This is a genomic window from Streptomyces sp. 8N114 (genome assembly GCF_052245835.1).
Taxonomy (GTDB): domain Bacteria; phylum Actinomycetota; class Actinomycetes; order Streptomycetales; family Streptomycetaceae; genus Streptomyces.
The window spans coordinates 333,870-352,229 of the sequence record NZ_JBQQBT010000004.1; the positions used below are offsets into that span (position 1 = coordinate 333,870).

15 protein-coding genes and 1 pseudogene are annotated in these 18,360 nt (G+C 72.2%); 14 read left to right on the top strand and 2 right to left on the bottom strand.

Annotated elements, in window-relative coordinates:
- Positions 1-78: 78 nt before the first annotated feature.
- The 7 genes from ACTWQF_RS12360 to metK all read left to right on the top strand — a co-directional run bounded on the left by ACTWQF_RS12360 (position 79) and on the right by metK (position 6,705).
- A complete protein-coding gene (locus tag ACTWQF_RS12360; RefSeq protein ID WP_443279356.1) occupies positions 79-1,209 on the top strand; it encodes a quinone-dependent dihydroorotate dehydrogenase in 1,131 nt (376 codons plus the stop codon).
- Positions 1,206-2,075 (top strand): orotidine-5'-phosphate decarboxylase, encoded by an 870-nt coding sequence (pyrF, locus tag ACTWQF_RS12365; RefSeq protein WP_443279358.1) that lies wholly within the window; start codon positions 1,206-1,208, stop codon positions 2,073-2,075. The genes ACTWQF_RS12360 and pyrF overlap by 4 nt, the downstream gene beginning before the upstream one ends.
- A gap of 423 nt (positions 2,076-2,498) precedes the next feature.
- Positions 2,499-2,822: an integration host factor gene (locus ACTWQF_RS12370; RefSeq protein WP_019356158.1), complete on the top strand. Its 324-nt coding sequence runs from the start codon at positions 2,499-2,501 to the stop codon at positions 2,820-2,822.
- A gap of 37 nt (positions 2,823-2,859) precedes the next feature.
- On the top strand, positions 2,860-3,456 hold the full coding sequence (gmk, locus tag ACTWQF_RS12375; protein ID WP_443279359.1) for a guanylate kinase: 597 nt from the start codon (positions 2,860-2,862) through the stop codon (positions 3,454-3,456).
- Between the two features lie 81 nt (positions 3,457-3,537).
- A complete protein-coding gene (rpoZ, locus tag ACTWQF_RS12380; protein WP_443248832.1) occupies positions 3,538-3,816 on the top strand; it encodes a DNA-directed RNA polymerase subunit omega in 279 nt (92 codons plus the stop codon).
- Positions 3,817-3,914: 98 nt separating this feature from the next.
- On the top strand, positions 3,915-5,171 hold the full coding sequence (coaBC, locus tag ACTWQF_RS12385; protein ID WP_443279361.1) for a bifunctional phosphopantothenoylcysteine decarboxylase/phosphopantothenate--cysteine ligase CoaBC: 1,257 nt from the start codon (positions 3,915-3,917) through the stop codon (positions 5,169-5,171).
- Positions 5,172-5,496: 325 nt separating this feature from the next.
- Positions 5,497-6,705 carry a methionine adenosyltransferase gene (gene metK, locus ACTWQF_RS12390; RefSeq protein ID WP_443279363.1) on the top strand — a complete coding sequence of 403 codons (1,209 nt, stop codon included), beginning with the start codon at positions 5,497-5,499 and terminating at the stop codon, positions 6,703-6,705.
- 375 nt (positions 6,706-7,080) lie between these two features.
- Here metK and ACTWQF_RS12395 read toward each other — a convergent pair whose 3' ends face one another.
- A complete protein-coding gene (locus ACTWQF_RS12395) occupies positions 7,081-7,923 on the bottom strand; it encodes a helix-turn-helix transcriptional regulator (RefSeq protein WP_443279364.1) in 843 nt (280 codons plus the stop codon).
- Between the two features lie 225 nt (positions 7,924-8,148).
- Here ACTWQF_RS12395 and ACTWQF_RS12400 point away from each other — a divergent pair, with 225 nt between their 5' ends.
- The 4 genes and pseudogenes from ACTWQF_RS12400 to ACTWQF_RS12415 all read left to right on the top strand — a co-directional run bounded on the left by ACTWQF_RS12400 (position 8,149) and on the right by ACTWQF_RS12415 (position 13,778).
- Positions 8,149-9,072, top strand: coding sequence for an SDR family NAD(P)-dependent oxidoreductase (locus ACTWQF_RS12400; RefSeq protein ID WP_443279365.1), 924 nt, complete (start codon positions 8,149-8,151; stop codon positions 9,070-9,072).
- Between the two features lie 86 nt (positions 9,073-9,158).
- Positions 9,159-9,803, top strand: coding sequence for a TetR/AcrR family transcriptional regulator (locus tag ACTWQF_RS12405; protein WP_443279367.1), 645 nt, complete (start codon positions 9,159-9,161; stop codon positions 9,801-9,803).
- A 107-nt stretch (positions 9,804-9,910) separates the two neighbouring features.
- Positions 9,911-11,438, top strand: a pseudogene (locus ACTWQF_RS12410) (MFS transporter).
- A gap of 174 nt (positions 11,439-11,612) precedes the next feature.
- Positions 11,613-13,778: a primosomal protein N' gene (locus ACTWQF_RS12415; RefSeq protein ID WP_443279369.1), complete on the top strand. Its 2,166-nt coding sequence runs from the start codon at positions 11,613-11,615 to the stop codon at positions 13,776-13,778.
- Between the two features lie 309 nt (positions 13,779-14,087).
- Here the strand turns inward: ACTWQF_RS12415 and ACTWQF_RS12420 are convergent, their stop codons facing one another.
- Positions 14,088-14,723: a hypothetical protein gene (locus ACTWQF_RS12420; protein ID WP_443279370.1), complete on the bottom strand. Its 636-nt coding sequence runs from the start codon at positions 14,721-14,723 to the stop codon at positions 14,088-14,090.
- 299 nt (positions 14,724-15,022) lie between these two features.
- Between ACTWQF_RS12420 and fmt the strand changes: the two genes are divergently transcribed.
- The 3 genes from fmt (at position 15,023) to rpe (ending at position 18,278) form a co-directional block, all read left to right on the top strand.
- Positions 15,023-15,970 carry a methionyl-tRNA formyltransferase gene (gene fmt, locus ACTWQF_RS12425; RefSeq protein ID WP_443279371.1) on the top strand — a complete coding sequence of 316 codons (948 nt, stop codon included), beginning with the start codon at positions 15,023-15,025 and terminating at the stop codon, positions 15,968-15,970.
- Between the two features lie 99 nt (positions 15,971-16,069).
- Positions 16,070-17,527, top strand: coding sequence for an RsmB/NOP family class I SAM-dependent RNA methyltransferase (locus tag ACTWQF_RS12430; RefSeq protein ID WP_443279372.1), 1,458 nt, complete (start codon positions 16,070-16,072; stop codon positions 17,525-17,527).
- Positions 17,528-17,561: 34 nt separating this feature from the next.
- Positions 17,562-18,278: a ribulose-phosphate 3-epimerase gene (gene rpe, locus ACTWQF_RS12435; RefSeq protein WP_443279373.1), complete on the top strand. Its 717-nt coding sequence runs from the start codon at positions 17,562-17,564 to the stop codon at positions 18,276-18,278.
- Positions 18,279-18,360 lie beyond the last annotated feature (82 nt).

Consider the following 18,360-nt stretch of genomic DNA (forward strand, 5'->3'; position numbering starts at 1 on the left):
CCTCATGCGCCGGGCAGGCCGGAACCTGTCCGCCCGGCGCATGAGGAGGAGCGCCCACCACCAGGAACCCACCCACCCATGTACGGACTCCTCTTCCGCACCGTCTTCTGCCGCATGGACCCGGAGAAGGCCCACCACCTGGCCTTTTCCTGGATCCGCACGGCAGCCCGCACCCCCGTGCTCCGCACCTTCGCGGCAGCCGCCCTCGCCCCGCGCCACAAAGAACTCCGCATCGAAGCCCTGGGCCGCCGGATGCACGGACCGTTCGGCCTCGCCGCCGGGTTCGACAAGAACGCGGAGGGGATCGACGGCCTGGCCATGCTCGGCTTCGACCATGTCGAGGTCGGCACCGTCACCGGCAGCGGTCAGCCGGGCAACCCGAAGAAGCGGCTGTTCCGCCTGGTCGAAGACCGGGCGCTGATCAACCGGATGGGCTTCAACAACGAGGGCTCGGCCGCCGTCGCCGCCCGGCTGGCCACCCGCGAGCCGGTCTTCCGTACGACCGTCGGCATCAACATCGGTAAGACGAAGGCCGTCCCGGAGTCCGAGGCGGTGGCCGACTACGTCACCTCCACCGAGGCACTGGCCCCGCACGCCCACTACCTGGTCGTCAACGTCTCCTCGCCGAACACGCCCGGACTGCGCAATCTCCAGGCCACCGAGCATCTGCAGCCGCTGCTGACCGCCGTACGCGAGGCGGCCGACCGCACGGTCACCACCCGTCGCGTCCCGCTCCTGGTCAAGATCGCTCCCGATCTCGCGGACGAGGACATCGACGCGGTCGCCGACCTGGCCGTCGAGCTGGGGCTGGACGGGATCATCGCGACGAACACCACCATCGCGCGCGACGGGCTCGGCCTCACCTCCGGCCCGGCCCTGACCGCCGAGACCGGCGGACTGTCCGGAGCGCCGGTCCGCGACCGGTCCCTGGAGGTGCTGCGCCGGCTGTACGCACGCGTCGGCGACCGCCTCACGCTCGTCGGCGTCGGCGGCATCACCACCGCCGAGGACGCCTGGCGCCGCATCCTGGCCGGTGCCACGCTCGTACAGGGCTACACGGCGTTCCTGTACGAGGGCCCCTTCTGGATGCGCCGCATGCACCAGGGGCTCGCCGAGCTGCTGGCGGCCAGCCCGTACGCCACCCTCGCCGAGGCCGTCGGCGCCGAGCACCGTCAGCAGGACGGTAAGCAGCAGGAGGACGCCGCATGACAGCCCCGGGTACGACAGAGCGGGACACGACCGCGCCCGAACCCTTCGGGCTCCGGCTCCGCCGCGCCATGGACGCCCGGGGCCCGCTGTGCGTCGGCATCGACCCGCACGCCTCCCTGCTGCACGCCTGGGGGCTGGACGACGACGTGGCGGGGCTGGAGCGGTTCAGCCGTACGGTGGTCGAGGCGCTTGCCGACCGGGTGGCCGTGCTGAAGCCCCAGTCGGCCTTCTTCGAGCGCTTCGGCTCCCGCGGCATCGCCGTGCTGGAGCGGACGGTGACCGAAGCCCGGCAGGCCGGGGCGCTCGTCGTCATGGACGCCAAGCGCGGCGACATCGGCTCGACCATGGACGCCTACGCCGCGGCCTTCCTCGACACCGGCAGCCCGCTGTTCTCGGACGCGCTCACCGTCAGCCCCTACCTGGGCTTCGGCGCGCTGGAACCGGCCCTCACGGCGGCCACCGCGAGCGGATCCGGGCTGTTCGTACTGGCCCTCACCTCCAACCCGGAGGGGCAGGAGGTCCAGCGCGCGGTCCGCGCGGACGGCTCGTCGGTGGCGGCCACGGTGCTGCGGCACCTGGCGGACCGGAACGCGGGCGCCGAGCCGCTCGGCTCCTTCGGCGCGGTTGTCGGCGCCACGCTGGGGGATCTGTCGGCCTTCGACCTGGCGGTGAACGGTCCCCTGCTGGCGCCCGGCATCGGGGCGCAGGGTGCCACCCCCGCCGATCTGCCCGCGGTCTTCGGCGACGCGGTCCGCAACGTCGTGCCGAGCGTCAGCAGGGGAGTGCTCCGGCACGGGCCCGACACAACCGGACTGCGGAATTCCGCGATCGGATTCGCCGACGAGGTACGCAGCGCCGTGGGCTGAGAACCCGGGCCGTCATCCGTGATCCGGAACCAAGGGCCGGGGAATCGGACGCCCGGGGCCTCGGAATCGGACGTGTGGGGCCGGGGAATCGGTCGTCCGGGGGCGAGAAATCAGGCGCAAGGGGCCGACGAATCCGAACCTGAGGCCCGCGAATCGCACGCCTGGAGTCGACAATTTCCACCCCGAGAGCCGGTGAATCCCACGCTGAGAGCTGAAAATGTGCCGAGTATGTACCAAAAAGTCCGGGTCGACAGAGGCTGACCTGGACTTTTCGTCTGTTCTCGCTGACTCCGGCGCTCACGCCCGCTAGTCTCCGTCGAGAGCACCGCGAACAGGCGCGTTGCTCGTTGCTCCGCAGGTGCGGGCCTACTAGGTTCCTCACCGATCCGTATCCGACAGTTCGACATCCGAGGTGACGTAGGCGTGGCTCTTCCGCCCCTTACCCCTGAACAGCGCGCAGCCGCGCTCGAAAAGGCCGCCGCGGCTCGCCGGGAGCGCGCCGAGGTCAAGAACCGGCTCAAGCACTCCGGCGCGTCTCTGCACGAGGTCATCAAGCAGGGCCAGGAAAACGACGTGATCGGCAAGATGAAGGTCTCCGCGCTCCTGGAGTCCCTGCCCGGCGTCGGCAAGGTCCGCGCCAAGCAGATCATGGAGCGGCTGGGGATCTCCGAGAGCCGGCGGGTCCGTGGTCTCGGCTCCAACCAGATTGCTGCCCTGGAGCGCGAGTTCGGCGGTGCCAACGCCTGAGGTCTCAGGCACTCGCGTTAACCGGGATAATCGCTGCATGAGTTCTGCAGTTCCCCGGGGGGAGACCCCGGCACCCCCGGTCGGCACATCGCGGCTGACCGTGCTCTCCGGCCCTTCCGGGGTCGGTAAGAGCACGGTCGTCGCACATATGCGCAAGGCCCATCCCGAGGTCTGGCTCTCCGTCTCCGCCACCACCCGCAGGCCCCGCCCCGGCGAGCGCCATGGGGTGCAGTACTTCTTCGTGGACGACGAGGAGTTCGACAAGCTGATCGCCAACGGTGAGCTGCTCGAATGGGCCGAGTTCGCGGGCAACCGCTACGGCACCCCCAGGCAGGCGGTGCTGGAGCACCTCGATCGCGGGGAGCCCGTCCTGCTGGAGATCGATCTGCAGGGCGCCCGTCTCGTCAAGCAGTCGATGCCCGAGGCGCAGCTCGTCTTTCTGGCTCCCCCCAGCTGGGAGGAGCTGGTCAGGCGGCTGACCGGCCGGGGCACCGAGGCGCCGGAGGTCATCGAGCGCCGGCTGAAGGTCGCCCGCACCGAGCTGGCGGCCGAGGCCGAGTTCGACCGGACCTTGGTCAACACCTCCGTCGAGGAGGTCAGCGCCGAGCTGCTAGCCTTGATGAGTATCGATTGAGTGCGTATCGATCGACCTCCAGCACTCAGCGCGCTGTCCGCGCATCGATCCCCTCTTAATTCACCCTTCGGAAGGCAGAGAGTGTCCTCTTCCATCACCACGCCCGAGGGCATCATCAACCCGCCGATTGATGAGCTGCTCGAGGCCACCGACTCGAAGTACAGCCTCGTGATCTACGCCGCCAAGCGCGCGCGCCAGATCAACGCGTACTACTCCCAGCTCGGTGAGGGCCTCCTCGAGTACGTCGGCCCGTTGGTGGACACCCACGTGCACGAGAAGCCGCTCTCCATCGCGCTCCGCGAGATCAACGCCGGCCTCCTCACCTCCGAGCCCGTGGAGGCTCCGCCGGTGGGCCAGTAGCCGTCGGCACCACTTCCACCAGGGGCCCGGCAGCGCGGCTGCCGGGCCCCTGGTGTGTCATAGGGGCATAACGACGCGTATGGCATGGGGAGAGACGAGTGACGCAGCAGCGGGACGGGCGGGCGGCAGCCGGCAGGCCGAAGGTCGTGCTCGGGGTGAGCGGTGGCATCGCCGCCTACAAAGCATGCGAGCTGGCGCGGCGGCTGACCGAGAGCGGACACGACGTCCGCGCCGTCCCCACCGAGTCGGCGCTGCACTTCGTCGGAGCCGCCACCTGGTCGGCACTGACCGGTCATCCGGTGGCCACGGAGGTGTGGGAATCCGTGCACGAGGTGCCTCATGTGCGTATCGGTCAGACGGCCGATCTCGTCGTCGTCGCACCCGCAACGGCTGATCTGCTGGCCAAGGCCGCTCACGGTCTCGCCGACGACCTGCTCACCAATACGCTGCTCACTGCGCGATGTCCCGTCGTCTTCGCCCCCGCAATGCACACCGAGATGTGGGAGCACCCCGCGACGCAGGAGAATGTCGCCACCCTGCGGCGTCGCGGCGCCCTCGTCGTCGAGCCGGCCGTCGGCCGCCTGACCGGGAAGGACACCGGCAAGGGGCGGCTCCCGGACCCCGACGCGATCTTCGACGTCTGCCGCCGGGCCCTGTTGCGGGGCGCGGCGGGCGCCGACGCCGATCTCGCGGGGCGGCATCTCGTCGTCAGCGCGGGCGGCACCCGCGAACCACTCGATCCGGTACGTTTCCTCGGCAACCGTTCCTCCGGCAAGCAGGGCTACGCGCTCGCCCGTACGGCCGCCGCACGGGGCGCCAGGGTGACGCTCGTCTCCGCGAACAGCGCGCTCCCGGACCCGGCGGGCGTGGACGTCGTGCGGGTCGGCAGCGCGCTCGAGCTGCGCGAAGCCGTGACCAAGGCGGCTGCCGACGCGGACGCCGTGGTGATGGCCGCCGCGGTCGCCGACTTCCGTCCCGCCGCGTACGCGACCGGAAAGATCAAGAAGAAGGACGACCAGGAGCCGGAGCCGCTGGCCCTGGTACGTAACCCGGATATCCTTGCCGAAATCTCCGCCAACCGACCGCGCCCGGGTCAGGTCGTGGTCGGCTTCGCCGCCGAGACGGACGACGTACTGGCGCACGGCCGCGCCAAGCTCGCCGCGAAGGGCTGTGACCTGCTGGTCGTCAACGAGGTGGGGGAGAGCAAGACGTTCGGCTCGGAGGAGAACGAAGCCGTCGTGCTGGCCGCCGACGGGAGTGAGACCCCGGTGCCGTACGGGCCGAAGGAAGCGCTTGCGGAGACGGTGTGGGATCTGATCGCCGAGCGCCTCCCGGAGCTTCCGGTGAGTGGGTGAGTATGGCGGAATCCCTCCTTCCGGCGTGCGGCCGGATGAATTCGGCGCTGTGACCGAGTGGGCCGGAAGTCGCCGTAAGAGGCTGGAACAACACTCTTGACCAGGCCCTTCACCGACCGACACGCCCTGACATATCCGGATCTCAGGTGGCCTTCCGGCGCCGTTGGAGTCCGGATTGAGCAGGTCATGGTCGTCTCGTAGTTCGAGAGTCCGTGATTGGATGCCGGTGGAGATGGATAAACTGGCCGCGGACCGTGCTTGGGCGCAGCCCCCGACCGGTCCGCCCCATGCTCAGCCAGCAGCCGCTGCAACCCCAGGGAGCGATGTGTCGCGCCGCTTGTTCACCTCGGAATCTGTGACCGAGGGTCACCCTGACAAGATCGCTGACCAGGTCAGCGACACCATCCTCGACGCCCTCCTCAAGGAAGACCCGCACTCCAGGGTCGCCGTCGAGACGCTGATCACCACCGGCCTCGTCCACGTGGCCGGAGAGGTGACGACCAAGGCTTACGCCCCGATTTCGACGCTCGTGCGCAACAAGATCCTCGAGATCGGCTACGACTCCTCCAAGAAGGGCTTCGACGGCGCCTCCTGCGGTGTCTCGGAGTCCATCGGTGCCCAGTCGCCCGACATCGCGCAGGGTGTCGACACCGCCTACGAGAGGCGGGTGGAAGGCGATGAGGACGAGCTCGACGAGCAGGGCGCCGGCGACCAGGGCCTGATGTTCGGCTACGCCTGCGACGAGACCGCCGAGTACATGCCGCTGCCGATCACCCTGGCACACCGGCTCTCGGAGCGGCTCTCCGCCGTCCGCAAGAACGGGACCATCCCCTATCTGCGCCCCGACGGAAAGACCCAGGTCACGATCGAGTACAACGGCGACAAGGCCGTGCGTCTCGACACCGTCGTGGTCTCCTCCCAGCACGCCGCCGACATCGACCTGGACTCGCTGCTCGCACCCGACATCCGCGAGTTCGTCGTCGAGCCCGAGCTGAAGGCCCTGGTCGACGAGGGCATCAAGCTGGAAACCGAGGGCTACCGGCTGCTGGTCAACCCGACCGGACGCTTCGAGATCGGTGGCCCCATGGGCGACGCCGGACTCACCGGCCGGAAGATCATCATCGACACCTACGGCGGTATGGCCCGCCACGGTGGCGGTGCCTTCTCCGGCAAGGACCCGTCCAAGGTCGACCGCTCCGCCGCGTACGCCATGCGCTGGGTCGCCAAGAACGTCGTGGCCGCCGGGCTCGCCTCCCGCTGCGAGGTACAGGTCGCGTACGCGATCGGCAAGGCCGAGCCGGTCGGTCTCTTCGTGGAGACCTTCGGCACCGCCACGGTGGAGGACGAGAAGATCGAGCAGGCCATCGCGGACGTCTTCGACCTTCGCCCGGCCGCGATCATCCGCGACCTCGACCTGCTGCGCCCCATCTACGCTCAGACGGCCGCCTACGGGCACTTCGGCCGTGCGCTGCCCGACTTCACGTGGGAGCGCACGGACCGGGTCGAAGCGCTGCGCAAGGCGGCCGGACTCTAGCCCCCCGCCTGCGCGTTCGTCCCTCCGTTCGTCCGCCGAGGCCCGGCACCCCATGCTGGCGGGGTGCCGGGCCTCCGGCGTACCCGTTTCCGGCCTCTCTGCCCTGGCCCCTCGCCCTCGGTAAATCCCTCGTCCCGCTGTTGGCTTCGCCCCTAGGCTGAACACGGACGCGCCCGGTGCGCGGGCGGGGGATCCTTCAATCCACCGGAGTCCTGAACTCCTCACGGGTTCGAATCCCGTCGCCGTGCTCACCTCGCGTGGCGCGGCGTGGCCGAGCGGCCGAAGGCAGTGGCCGGGCATGCGCCCACTCCCCAGCCGACTCAGACCTCGGGCGCGTCCGTCCCAGGCCCCCGACGGGTGATGACCAGCGGCCCGTCACGGAAGCGCGGTGACGGAACGGCCCCCGGTGACACGCAGCAGGTCCAGCTTGTCCGCGTCACGGCTGCCCGCGGCCGCGGTGTAGGTGACCATGCGCAGATCCGCTCCCGGGACGAGCAGGACGTCGCAGTCGAGCAGGATGTCGCCGACCTCCGGATGCCGAATCGTCTTCCGCTCGGTCGCGTGCGGCATCGGCGTCGCCGTGGCCCAGTAGTGGCCGAAGGCCTCGGACGATTCCCGCAGCTCCCGCACAAGACGGTCGAGCTGGGCGTCCGCGGGATAGCGCGAGGCGGCATCCTTCAGGTCGGCGACGATCGACGCAGCGAAAGCCTCCTCGCCGCGCTCGGGCCGCACGGGCGGCAGCGCGGCGCCGTTGCCGAACATGGCGCGGGCAAGGTTCCGCTCCTCGGCCGGGAACTCGGCAGGGTCGCCGAGCAGGGCGCTCCACAGGGAGTTCCACCACACCAAGGTCCAGTCGGCGGTGAACACCCCGACGGGGACGTCCCCGAGGCGCGCGGTGAGCCGCTGTATGCCCGGCGGCACATGCACGCTGATCGTCCCGTCCTGCGGCGGCAGCAGGGCGGCGCTTCGGTAGAGCTGGTCGCGTTCGGTGCGGGAGAGCTGGAGGGCTCGAGCCAGGGCACCGACGACCTGGGCGGAGGGGTTTTTCGCCCGCCCCTGCTCCAGACGCAGGACGTAGTCGACCGAGAGGCCGGCCATCTGTGCCAGTTCCTCGCGGCGCAGTCCCGGGACACGGCGGCCCGGCAGCACGGGGAAGCCGGCGTCGACCGGGGAGAGGCGGTCGCGCCAGGAGCGCACGAGTGCGGCGAAGGGAGCCATATCGGCATTCTCGCTGCCCGGCGCCCATCGAGGCTGGGTACTGGCAGTCCTAGTGACGGGGAGAGCTCTGGTCGGCGGTGATCGGAGCGGCGAGCGTGGGGGTGCGCCGAACAGGTGCCCGTCGACCGACCGGCGAACTGGCGCCCGTCGGACGACCGTTGAAACCTCGCCCGTCGGCCGATCGATGAAACGTCGCCCGTCGGCCGACCGATGAAGGGGCCACCCATGCAGTCCACCACCGTCATGACGGGCGCGAGCCGCGGGATCGGCCGCGTCGCCGCGGAGCACATCCTGCGCGAATCCCCGGACACCCATCTCCTCGTCGTGGCCCGCGGGCTCGCCGGTGCCCGGCTGGCCGCAGAACTCGGCTCGGGCGGGCGCGCGATCTCGCACGTACAGGCGGACCTCAGCTCGCTGGAGAGCGTGCGGTCGGCAGTTGCTGAGATTCGTGACCGACTGGAGTGTGGTGAGCTGCCGCCGTTGCGCGGGTTCGTGGGCAATGCGGGAGTGCAGTACACGAACGCGCTCACCGAGGGCCCCGAGGGGTTCGAGTCGACTTTCACCGTCAACGTGCTCGCCAACCACCTGTTCGTCCGACTGCTCCAGGACTGCTTCGCGGTGCCCGCCCGGATCGTGATCACCTCAAGTGACACGCATTTCGGCGACTTCAAGCACAACATGGGGATGGTGCCGGGGCCGGTCTGGCGGCCCCCGGAAGTCCTCGCCCACACGGGCGCTTTCCCCGAGCCGGACACCACGTCCGCCGGGCGCACCGCCTACTCGACGAGCAAGCTGGCCGCCATCCATCTCGTGCACGAGTATGCGCGCCGCCTGCCTGCCGGGGTCGACGTCGTCGCCTACAACCCGGGGTTCGTCCCCGGCACCGGCCTCGCCCGCAACGCGGGCCCCGTCTCCCGGTTCGCGATGCGGCGCATCCTGCCGCTGATGGCCCTCACCCCGTTCGCGACCGGGCGCGCCGCCGCAGGCCGGTATCTCGCCGACATCGTCCTCGGCCTCACCGAAGCGTCCACAGGGTCGTACGTCGACCGCGATCGGACGGCCCGGTCGTCCGAGGAGTCCTACGACCCGCCGCGCGAGCGCGAGTTGTGGGACGCCGTCGAACGGTTCACCGCGGTACACGCCGCCTGACCTTATGACTCGCCCGCGGTGCAACACTCGACGGAGTGAGTGCTCACTCATTGACGGAGTGAGCACTCACTCCGTATTCTCGGAGCATGAGTGAACCGAAGGTTCGGCGCAGGGCGCCGGCGATGGACCCTGACCAGCGACGGGCGATGATCGTGTCGGCTGCGCTGCCGCTGGTGGTGGAGTACGGGCCCCTGGTGACGACGGCGAAGATCGCGCGGGCTGCCGGGATCGGGGAAGGGACGATCTTCCGGGTCTTCACGGACAAAGAGGCGCTGCTCGCCGCGTGTCTGGAGGAGGCACTGCGGCCCGATGACACCGTCGCGCATCTGGAAGGCATCTCGCTCGACCAGCCGCTGCCCGCGCGGCTCACGGAGGCGGCCGAGGTGATGCGGGGCTATATGAACCGGATAGGGGACGTGGCCGGTGCCCTGGCCTCCCTGGGTAAGGCGACGCGGCCGCCCGATCCCGATGCCGCGGACATGGAGGAGGCGCATCAGCAGCGCGAGGCAGGGCTGACCGCGCCGCGTGCGGCGTTGGCGGCGCTGCTGGAGCCCGAGCGGGAGGCGCTGCGGCTGGCGCCCGAACGTCTCGCCGATGTCTTCCAGCTGATGCTGATGAGCGCGGGACGATCGGGCGCGCCGGGGCCGCTGGACGATGCCGAGCTCGTCGACCTCTTTCTGCACGGGGCCATGGCGGGGCAGTCCGGGGAGACGGGAGGTGAGGAGAGGTGAGCGCTCGGCCGGAGGTGCCTGAGGAGATGGAGGACCCGTACGACGCGCTCGGCCGCGCACGTCGCCGCCTGGTGACTCTCGCGCTGCTGGGCTGCGCGTTCCTCGCCATGCTCGACGGCACCGTGGTGGGTACGGCGTTGCCGCGCATCGTCGAACAGATCGGTGGCGGTGAGTCGTGGTACGTCTGGCTCGTCACCGCCTATCTGCTGACCTCCTCGGTGAGCGTGCCCGTCTACGGCCGCTTCTCCGACCTGTACGGGCGCCGTCGGCTGCTGCTGGGCGGGCTGGGACTCTTCCTCGTCGGGTCGCTGGCCTGCGGGCTCGCCGGGGGCGCCCGCCACGTTGATCGCGGCGCGGGCGGTGCAGGGGCTGGGTGCGGGGGCCCTGATCACGCTGGGCATGGCCCTCATCCGGGATCTGTATCCGCCCGAGCGCGGTGCGGGCCTGGTGCGCATGCAGACCGTGCTCGCCGTGATGATGGTGCTCGGCCTGGTGGGCGGGCCGCTGGTCGGCGGGTTGCTCACCGACCACGCGGACTGGCGCTGGGCGTTCTGGCTCAACCTGCCGCTGGGACTGGCCGCCGCACTCGTCCTCGGCTACGCACTGCCTGACCGTAGATCCACCGCGGGTCCGGCCGGTCTGCCCGGTCCGACCGGTCCGGTCGGGGCGCGCCTGGACGTGCTCGGGATCCTGCTGCTGAGCGCGGGGCTCTCACTTGTGCTCGTCGGCCTCAGCCTGAAGGGCAACGCGGCGGGGGACCAGGCCGTGCGCTGGACCGACCCGGTCGTCGCCGGGCCGCTGGCCGGCGGGGCGGTGCTGCTGGCGCTGCTGCTCCCCGTGGAGCGACGGGCCAGCACGCCGGTGCTGCCGCTTCGGCTCTTCGGGCACCGGGCGTACGGGGCGCTGCTCGGGGCGGGCTTCTTCTTCCAGATCGCGGCGCTGCCGGTGGGTATTCTGCTGCCCCTCTACTTCCAGCAGGTGCGGGGCCACTCGGCCACGGTCTCCGGGTTGTTGCTGCTGCCGCTTCTCATAGGGATGACCGTGGGCAACCGTGTCACGGCCGCCGCCGTTCTTCGCAGCGGTCGTACCAAGCCCGTGCTGGTGGCGGGGGCCGGACTGCTGGCTCTTGGCTCGGGTTCCTTCTTGGCGCTGGGGGCCGGGACCCCGGTCGCGTTGGTCGCCCTGTGGCTGCTGTTCGCGGGCCTCGGTACGGGACCGGCCATGGGCGGCCTGACCATCGCCACCCAGAACAGCGTGCCGCGCGCGGACATGGGCACGGCCACGGCGGGTTCGGCCCTGACCAAGCAGCTCGGCAGGGCTGTCGGGCTGGCCATTGCGCAGACTCTGCTGGCCCAGTACGGCAGCCGCAACGCGTCCGGCTCCAACGGGCCGCATGGCCCGCACGGCGGCGGTCTGCTGCCCGATGCCTCGGCGATCGGCCTGACGGTCGGCTGGACGGGCGCCGTCGGTGGGCTGCTGGCGCTGGCGGTGCTGCTCAGAATGCCGGATGTCACCGTTCCGAAGGCTGGTGCGGAGAAGCGCGTGACCGGCGACGCTCGGTCCGCCGCAGGAGCTGCCGACAAGGCGGGCGGCGGCAGCGGTGGAGCCGGTAGCGGTGCCAATGGCACTGGGTGAGGAGGTGTGAGGGTGAGGTCTGTGGTGGCGGCGGTGGGTGTGCGAGGGCAGCTTGGCGGGGCCGCCGCGGAGGGGGAGCGCCTGCGGGGCGGCCGGCCAGGTCCGGTGGCAGGTCAGCCGGGGGCCTTGCGTCGGTGGGCGGCAGGCGTCAGTGCTGTTTGCGAGACTGAGGCTGTGAGCAGGGGTGATGGCAACGGCGAAGGGGAGCGGCAGCGGCATGCGCCGGAGCAGCTCGCGCTGATCCGGGAGACCGTACGGGAAAGCAAGGCCCGGCAGCCGAGGGCCAAGCCGCGTACCTGGCGGGGTGCCGAGATGGCTGCGCGGCTGCCCGTGGCGCGAGTGCTGGTCGACAAGGGGCTGGTCCACCTCGACCGGTTCTTCGACTACGCCGTCCCCGCGGCGATGGACGAAGAGGCCCAGCCGGGCGTGCGGGTGCGGGTGCGCTTCGGGGCGGGGGAGCGCGAGGGGCGCCGTGAAGGGGGCGGGCTCATCAACGGGTTCATCGTCGAGCGCCGGGCCGACACCGACTTCACCGGACGGCTCGCCCCGATCGCCCAGGTGCTGTCGCCCGAGCCGGTGCTCACTCCCGAACTGCTCCAGCTGTGCCGGGCGGTGGCCGACCGGTACGCGGGATCGCTCGCCGATGTGGTCCAGCTCGCCGTCCCGCCGCGCCGGGCCAAAGCGGAGAAGCAGCCCTCGCGGCGCCGCCCGGCCAAGCCGTCGGTGCCCGAGCCGGGCGGGTGGGCGCGCTATCCCGAGGGCCCGGCGTTCCTGCGGGCGCTTGCCGAGAAGGCCGCGCCCCGCGCCGTGTGGACCGCGCTGCCCGGCCCGGAGAGCTGGGCGGACGAGCTGGCCCGCGCCATGGCCGCCACCCTCGCGGCGGGCCGGGGGGCGCTCGCGGTGCTGCCCGACGGCAAGGCGGCGGCGCGGGTGGACGCCGCGCTCACCGCGCTCGTCAGCGAGGGACAGCACGTCCTGCTGACCGCGGACGCCGGACCCGAGCCGCGCTACCGGCGCTGGCTGGCTGTCAGCCGCGGCACGGTGCGAGCGGTCGTGGGAACGCGGGCGGCGATGTTCGCGCCCGTACGCCGCCTCGGCCTCGCCGCGATCTGGGAGGACGGCGACAGCAACCACAGCGAGGAGCGAGCCCCGCAGCCCCACGCCCGGGAGGTGCTGCTCCAGCGTGCCGTCACCGAGCAGGCCGCGTTCCTCCTCGGCGCGCACGGCTGCACCGTGGAGGCCGCACAGCTCGTGGAGTCCGGATTCGCGCGGCCACTGGCTGCCGACCGGGACACCGTGCGTGCGGCCATGCCTCGGGTCCGTACGGCTGCCGAGGGCGACGAGGCGCGGGACCCGGGGGCTCGCAGCGCCCGGCTGCCGAGCCTCGCCTGGCGCACGGCGCGGGACGCGCTGGAGCGCGGCCCGGTGCTGGTGCAGGTGCCGCGCCGCGGCTATGTACCACGGCTGGTGTGCGAGCGGTGCCGGGAGCCGGCGCGGTGCGCACACTGCTCGGGCCCGCTGGAGGCGGCGGGCGAGGGCAGCGCGCTGCGCTGCGGCTGGTGTGCCCGGGAGACGCCGGAGTGGCGCTGCCCCATGTGCTCGGGGACGCGGCTGCGCGGCAGCGTCATCGGTGCCCGCCGCACGGCGGAGGAGCTGGGGCGGGCCTTCCCGTCCGTGCCCGTACGGACCTCGGGCGGCGCGCATGTGCTGGAGTCGGTGCCGGGCCGGCCCGCGCTGGTGGTCGCAACCCCGGGCGCCGAACCCGTTCCGGAGGGCGGCGAGGGATACGCGGCCGCGCTGCTGCTCGACGGCTGGGCGCTGCTGGGCCGCCCCGATCTGCGCGCCGGGGAGGAGGCCCTGCGCCGCTGGCTGGGCGCTGCCTCGCTGGTGCGGCCGCAGGGCGAGGGCGGGAGCGTGGTGGTCGTCGCGGAGGAGTCGATGCGGCCGGTGCAGGCCCTGGTGCGCTGGGACCCGGTGGGGCACGCGCAGCGGGAGCTGGCGGACCGCGCGGAGTTGGGCTTTCCGCCGGTGTCCCGGATGGCGGCGGTCACCGGCCCGCCCGAGGCCGTCGCAGGGCTGCTGGCTGCCGCCCGGGACGCCGGACTGCCCGAGGGCGCCCAAGTGTTGGGCCCCGTGCCGCTCCCGGTGCTGGAACCGGGCAGGCCCCGCAATCCGGGCGACCCGCCGCCAGGCGAGCTGTGGGAGCGGGCGCTGGTGCGGGTGCCCCGCGGCAGCGGCGCGGCCCTGGCGGCGGCGCTGAAGACCGCACAGGTGGGCCGGTTGACCCGCCGGGAGGGCCCGATCGCGCACGTCCGGATCGATCCGCTGGACATCGGATGAGGCCGATGGGCGGCTGGGGCACCGGCCGAGCCGTTGCACTGCGCCGGCGACGTCTGGATGCGCTTGGGGAGTGCTCCCTGGCCTCCGCCGGCGGGAGGTGCCCCCAGCCTCCGGCGGGGACGGGGAGAAGCGCCCAATTCGCAGGGTGCCCAAGCGCAGCCGCCGTTGGGCCGTAGGCGGCAGTGGAACGGCCCGCACCACCGGGGCTGCCGCCCGGTGGGGGCCGGCCGTTACCGGGTGTGGCCGGTGGGCGGCGCTTGCCCGTCCTGCGGCGTCGCGCAGGGTCGGCAAGCGCCGCAGGGCGGGCCGCTAGCCGTTGCGTGGTGAGGGCAGCGCGCCGGTGCGTGGCTCCTGCCGCGCCTCGCGGCGCGGGTCGTACGGCTGCGCGGGGGCGGGCTGCTGCGGCGGGATCGAGCGGGCAGCGGGCACCGTGGCGGGCCGGGGAGCTGCCGTACCGGGAGCGATGGGGAGCGAACGGGCGGCGGCGGGCACGGTCTCGGGTTGCCGGGGTGCGGACGAGGGAGACGGTGCGGACGGCCCGGACGACGCGGCCGGCACGGAAGTCTCCGCGCCCTCGGGCGCGTTGCGCACGGTGCCGCGCCGCGCAGAGCCGTACCTGCGGTGCACGGCCTGCTTGGTGACGCCCAGCGCCGAGCCCACGGCGTCCCAGGAGAAGCCGAGCGAGCGGTCGAAGTCCACCGCCGCCGTCACCAGTGTCTCGACGCTGTCGCGTAGTTCCTGGGCGAGCCTGACGGTCGGCGCCGGAGCGCGGCCGTAGACGACGAAGCCCGCGGAGGGGCCGGTGCGCCGTGGGCGATAGACGTTGCCCAGCTGCGCCGTGAGGGTGCGCAGCGCGTCCACCTGCCGGCGGACCCGCTCGATGTCCCGCACCAGAAGGTGCAGGCTGGCCCGCGCCTGGGCGTCGTGGGTTGCGTGGTCGGCCATGAAGAAGCCTCTCGGACCGGCTGACATGGGGGTGTTCAGCTGTGGTGCTGGATGGGGTGACTGGCTGTGCGGAATGTGGGGGGAACGAGGCCGCGGCGCGTCGGCGGGGCGGCGCTCGGTTCGGTCAATCTGACTTGACCAACGCCGCGATGGGCTCTCTGGTCACGCTGCGGGGGCGCGGAAGGAGCATCGACAGGGCGCGCAGGTGCCCGTACGCCCCCTCACCCGGCGACGGCGCGCTGACCGTAAACTGGGCTGTCTTTCCACGCTTTCCACGTGTGAGAGGTAGTTCGCCACTGATGAGGCTCGTCTTCGCAGGCACCCCCGAGGTCGCCGTCCCCGCGCTCGACACGCTGATCGCCTCCGAACGGCACGAGGTCGTCGCCGTGATCACCCGCCCCGACGCCCGTGCGGGGCGCGGCAGGCGCCTGGTGCCCAGCCCAGTGGCTCAGCGGGCCGAGGAGGAGGGGATCGAGGTGCTCAAGCCCGCGCGCCCCCGGGACGAGGACTTCCTGGCCAGGCTGCGGGAGATCGGGCCGGACTGCTGCCCTGTCGTCGCCTACGGAGCGCTGCTGCCCCGTGTCACGCTCGACGTACCTCGCAGGGGCTGGGTCAATCTGCACTTCTCGCTGCTGCCCGCCTGGCGCGGCGCCGCGCCCGTGCAGCACGCGCTGCTGGCCGGGGACGAGATGAGCGGGGCCACCACCTTCCTCATCGAGGAGGGGCTGGACTCGGGGCCGGTCTACGGGGTGGTGACCGAGGAGGTACGGCCCCGCGACACCAGCGGTGATCTGCTGACCCGGCTCGCTTTCGCGGGTGCCGGACTGCTGGCCGCCACCATGGACGGCATCGAGGACGGCACGCTGCAGGCGGTGCCGCAGCCGGAGGAGGGTGTCTCCCTCGCTCCGAAGATCACCGTCGAGGACGCCAGGATCGACTGGACGGCGCCCGCACTCCGCGTCGACCGGGTGGTACGGGCGTGCTCGCCCGCGCCCGGCGCGTGGACCGTCTTCCGGGGTGAGCGGCTCAAGGTGCGTTCGCTCGTGCCCGCCCCCGACGCCGGTGCCGACGGGGCGGCCCCCGGAGAGCTGCGGGTCGGCAAGAACTCGGTGCACGTCGGTACGGGCTCGCATCCGGTGGAGCTGGAGTGGGTGCAGCCGCAGGGCAAGAAGCCGATGCGAGCTGCCGACTGGGCTCGCGGCACCCGTATCGAAGAGGGCGCCCGCTTCGACGAGCCCGCTTCCTGAGCCGGGCGTTACCGGTCGCCGCCTCCGGGCAGCGGGGCCGTAGGGTGGAGGTCTCACCCTTCGAAGCCTCGATCCCTCATCTTGCGGAGCACCTTTTTCGTGAGCACTCATCCCCGCCGGGGCGGCAACCGGTACCGGCGTCCGCGTAAGGATCCCGTCCGCATCCTCGCTTTCGAGGCGCTGCGGGCGGTGGACGAGCGGGATGCCTACGCCAACCTCGTACTGCCGCCGCTGCTGCGGAAGGCCCGCGAGAAGGACCCGGCACACGGCGGCCTGGACGCGCGGGACGCCGCGCTGGCCACCGAGCTGGTGTACGGCACGCTGCGCAGGCAGGGCACCTACGACGCGATCATCGCCGAGTGCGTCGACCGGCCGCTGCGCGATGTGGACCCGCCCGTGCTGGACGTCCTCTCCCTCGGCGCCCATCAGCTGCTGGGCACCCGCATCCCGCAGCACGCCGCGGTGAGCGCGACGGTCGAGCTGGCCCGCGTGGTGCTGGGGGACGGGCGGGCGAAGTTCGTCAACGCGGTGCTGCGGCGCCTCACGGCCGACGACCTCGACGGCTGGCTGGACCGGATCGCACCGCCCTACGACGAGGACCCGGAGGAGCATCTGGCGCTGCGCCATGCACATCCCCGCTGGGTGGTCTCCGCGCTGTGGGACGCGCTGGGAGCGTCCCCGGCGGTAGCCGGGGAAGGCGGGCGCGAGGAGATCACGGCGCTGCTGGAGGCCGACAACGAGCGCCCCGAGGTCACCCTGGTCGCCCGGCCTGGACGGTCCACCACCGCGGAGCTGACCACCGACGAGACCGTACCGGGCCGTTGGTCGCCGTACGCAGTGCGGCTGGCCGAGGGCGGTGAGCCCGGCGTGCTGGACGCCGTACGCGAGGGCAGGGCCGGGGTGCAGGACGAGGGCAGCCAACTGGTCGCGCTCGCCCTGGCCAACGCGCCCCTGGACGGCGCCGACGCCCGCTGGCTCGACTCCTGCGCGGGCCCCGGCGGCAAGGCCGCGCTGCTGGGCGCGCTGGCGGCCGAGCGGGGCGCGGCGCTGCTGGCGTCCGAGAAGCAGCCGCACCGCGCCCGCCTCGTCGCCCGCGCTCTGGCCGGGAACCCCGGGCCCTGGGCGGTCGTCAGCGCGGACGGCACCCGGCCCGCCTGGACGCCGGGCAGTTTCGACCGGGTACTGGTCGACGTGCCCTGCACCGGGCTGGGTGCGCTGCGCCGCAGGCCCGAGGCGCGCTGGCGGCGCAGGCCGGAGGACGTGCCGGGCTTCGCGCCGTTGCAGCGCGGACTGCTGACGCAGGCGCTGGAGTCGGCCCGGGTCGGCGGCGTCGTCGCGTACGTCACGTGCTCGCCGCACCTGGCGGAGACCCGTGCCGTGGTGGACGACGTACTGCGCGGGCTGGAGAAGGAGGGCGCGACGGCCGCCGAGCCGGTGGACGCGCGTCCCCTGCTGCCCGGTGTGCCCGACCTGGGGGAGGGACCCGACATCCAGCTGTGGCCGCATCGGCACGGCACCGACGCGATGTACCTGGCGCTGCTGCGCCGTACCGCGTGATCACCTCGAACGTCTACACGGAATACTGGTAGCCATGGCTCAGATCAACCCCAGCATCCTGTCCGCCGACTTCGCACGCCTCGCCGAGGAGGCGCGGCGCGTCGAGGGCACCGACGGCGTGGCCGGTGCCGACTGGCTGCACGTCGATGTGATGGACAACCACTTCGTGCCCAACCTGACCCTGGGCGCTCCCGTGGTCGAGTCGCTGTGCCGGGCCACGGACATTCCGCTGGACTGCCACCTGATGATCGAGGAGCCGGACCGCTGGGCGCCCGGCTATGTGGAGGCCGGGGCCGGGTCCGTCACCTTCCACGTGGAGGCCGCGGCGGCGCCGGTGCGGCTGGCCCGCGAGATTCGGGCCAAGGGCGCCCGCGCCTCGATGGCGCTGAAGCCCGCCACCCCGATCGAGCCGTACGAGGATCTGCTGCCCGAACTGGACATGCTGCTGGTCATGACGGTGGAGCCGGGCTTCGGCGGGCAGGCGTTCCTGGACATCATGCTGCCGAAGATCCGCAGGACCCGGCAGCTCATCGACAAGCACGGTCTCCAGATGTGGTTGCAGGTCGACGGCGGCGTCTCGGCCTCCACCATCGAGCGCTGCGCGGAGGCGGGCGCCGATGTGTTCGTGGCGGGTTCGGCCGTCTACGGGGCCGAGGACCCGGTGGCGGCCGTCCGCGCGCTGCGGCAGCAGGCCGAGGAGGCTGCGGGGCCCCGAGGAGGCTGCGGGGCCCGGCCGGGAAGGCTGAGATGAACGCTGGGTGACCGCGGTCACACTCGTCAAGGGATCTGCAAGGATGAACGCGCGGCGCCCGAGCGCCGACAGCGGACACGGC

Bases quoted from the DNA above. Each gene is read 5' to 3' on its own strand.
- ACTWQF_RS12360 (WP_443279356.1), top strand. From the start codon at position 79: ATGTACGGACTCCTCTTCCGCACCGTCTTCTGCCGCATGGACCCGGAG.
- pyrF (WP_443279358.1), top strand. From the start codon at position 1,206: ATGACAGCCCCGGGTACGACAGAGCGGGACACGACCGCGCCCGAACCC.
- gmk (WP_443279359.1), top strand. From the start codon at position 2,860: ATGAGTTCTGCAGTTCCCCGGGGGGAGACCCCGGCACCCCCGGTCGGC.
- ACTWQF_RS12395 (WP_443279364.1), bottom strand. From the start codon at position 7,923: ATGGCTCCCTTCGCCGCACTCGTGCGCTCCTGGCGCGACCGCCTCTCC.
- ACTWQF_RS12400 (WP_443279365.1), top strand. From the start codon at position 8,149: ATGCAGTCCACCACCGTCATGACGGGCGCGAGCCGCGGGATCGGCCGC.
- ACTWQF_RS12405 (WP_443279367.1), top strand. From the start codon at position 9,159: ATGAGTGAACCGAAGGTTCGGCGCAGGGCGCCGGCGATGGACCCTGAC.
- ACTWQF_RS12420 (WP_443279370.1), bottom strand. From the start codon at position 14,723: ATGGCCGACCACGCAACCCACGACGCCCAGGCGCGGGCCAGCCTGCAC.
- fmt (WP_443279371.1), top strand. From the start codon at position 15,023: ATGAGGCTCGTCTTCGCAGGCACCCCCGAGGTCGCCGTCCCCGCGCTC.
- rpe (WP_443279373.1), top strand. From the start codon at position 17,562: ATGGCTCAGATCAACCCCAGCATCCTGTCCGCCGACTTCGCACGCCTC.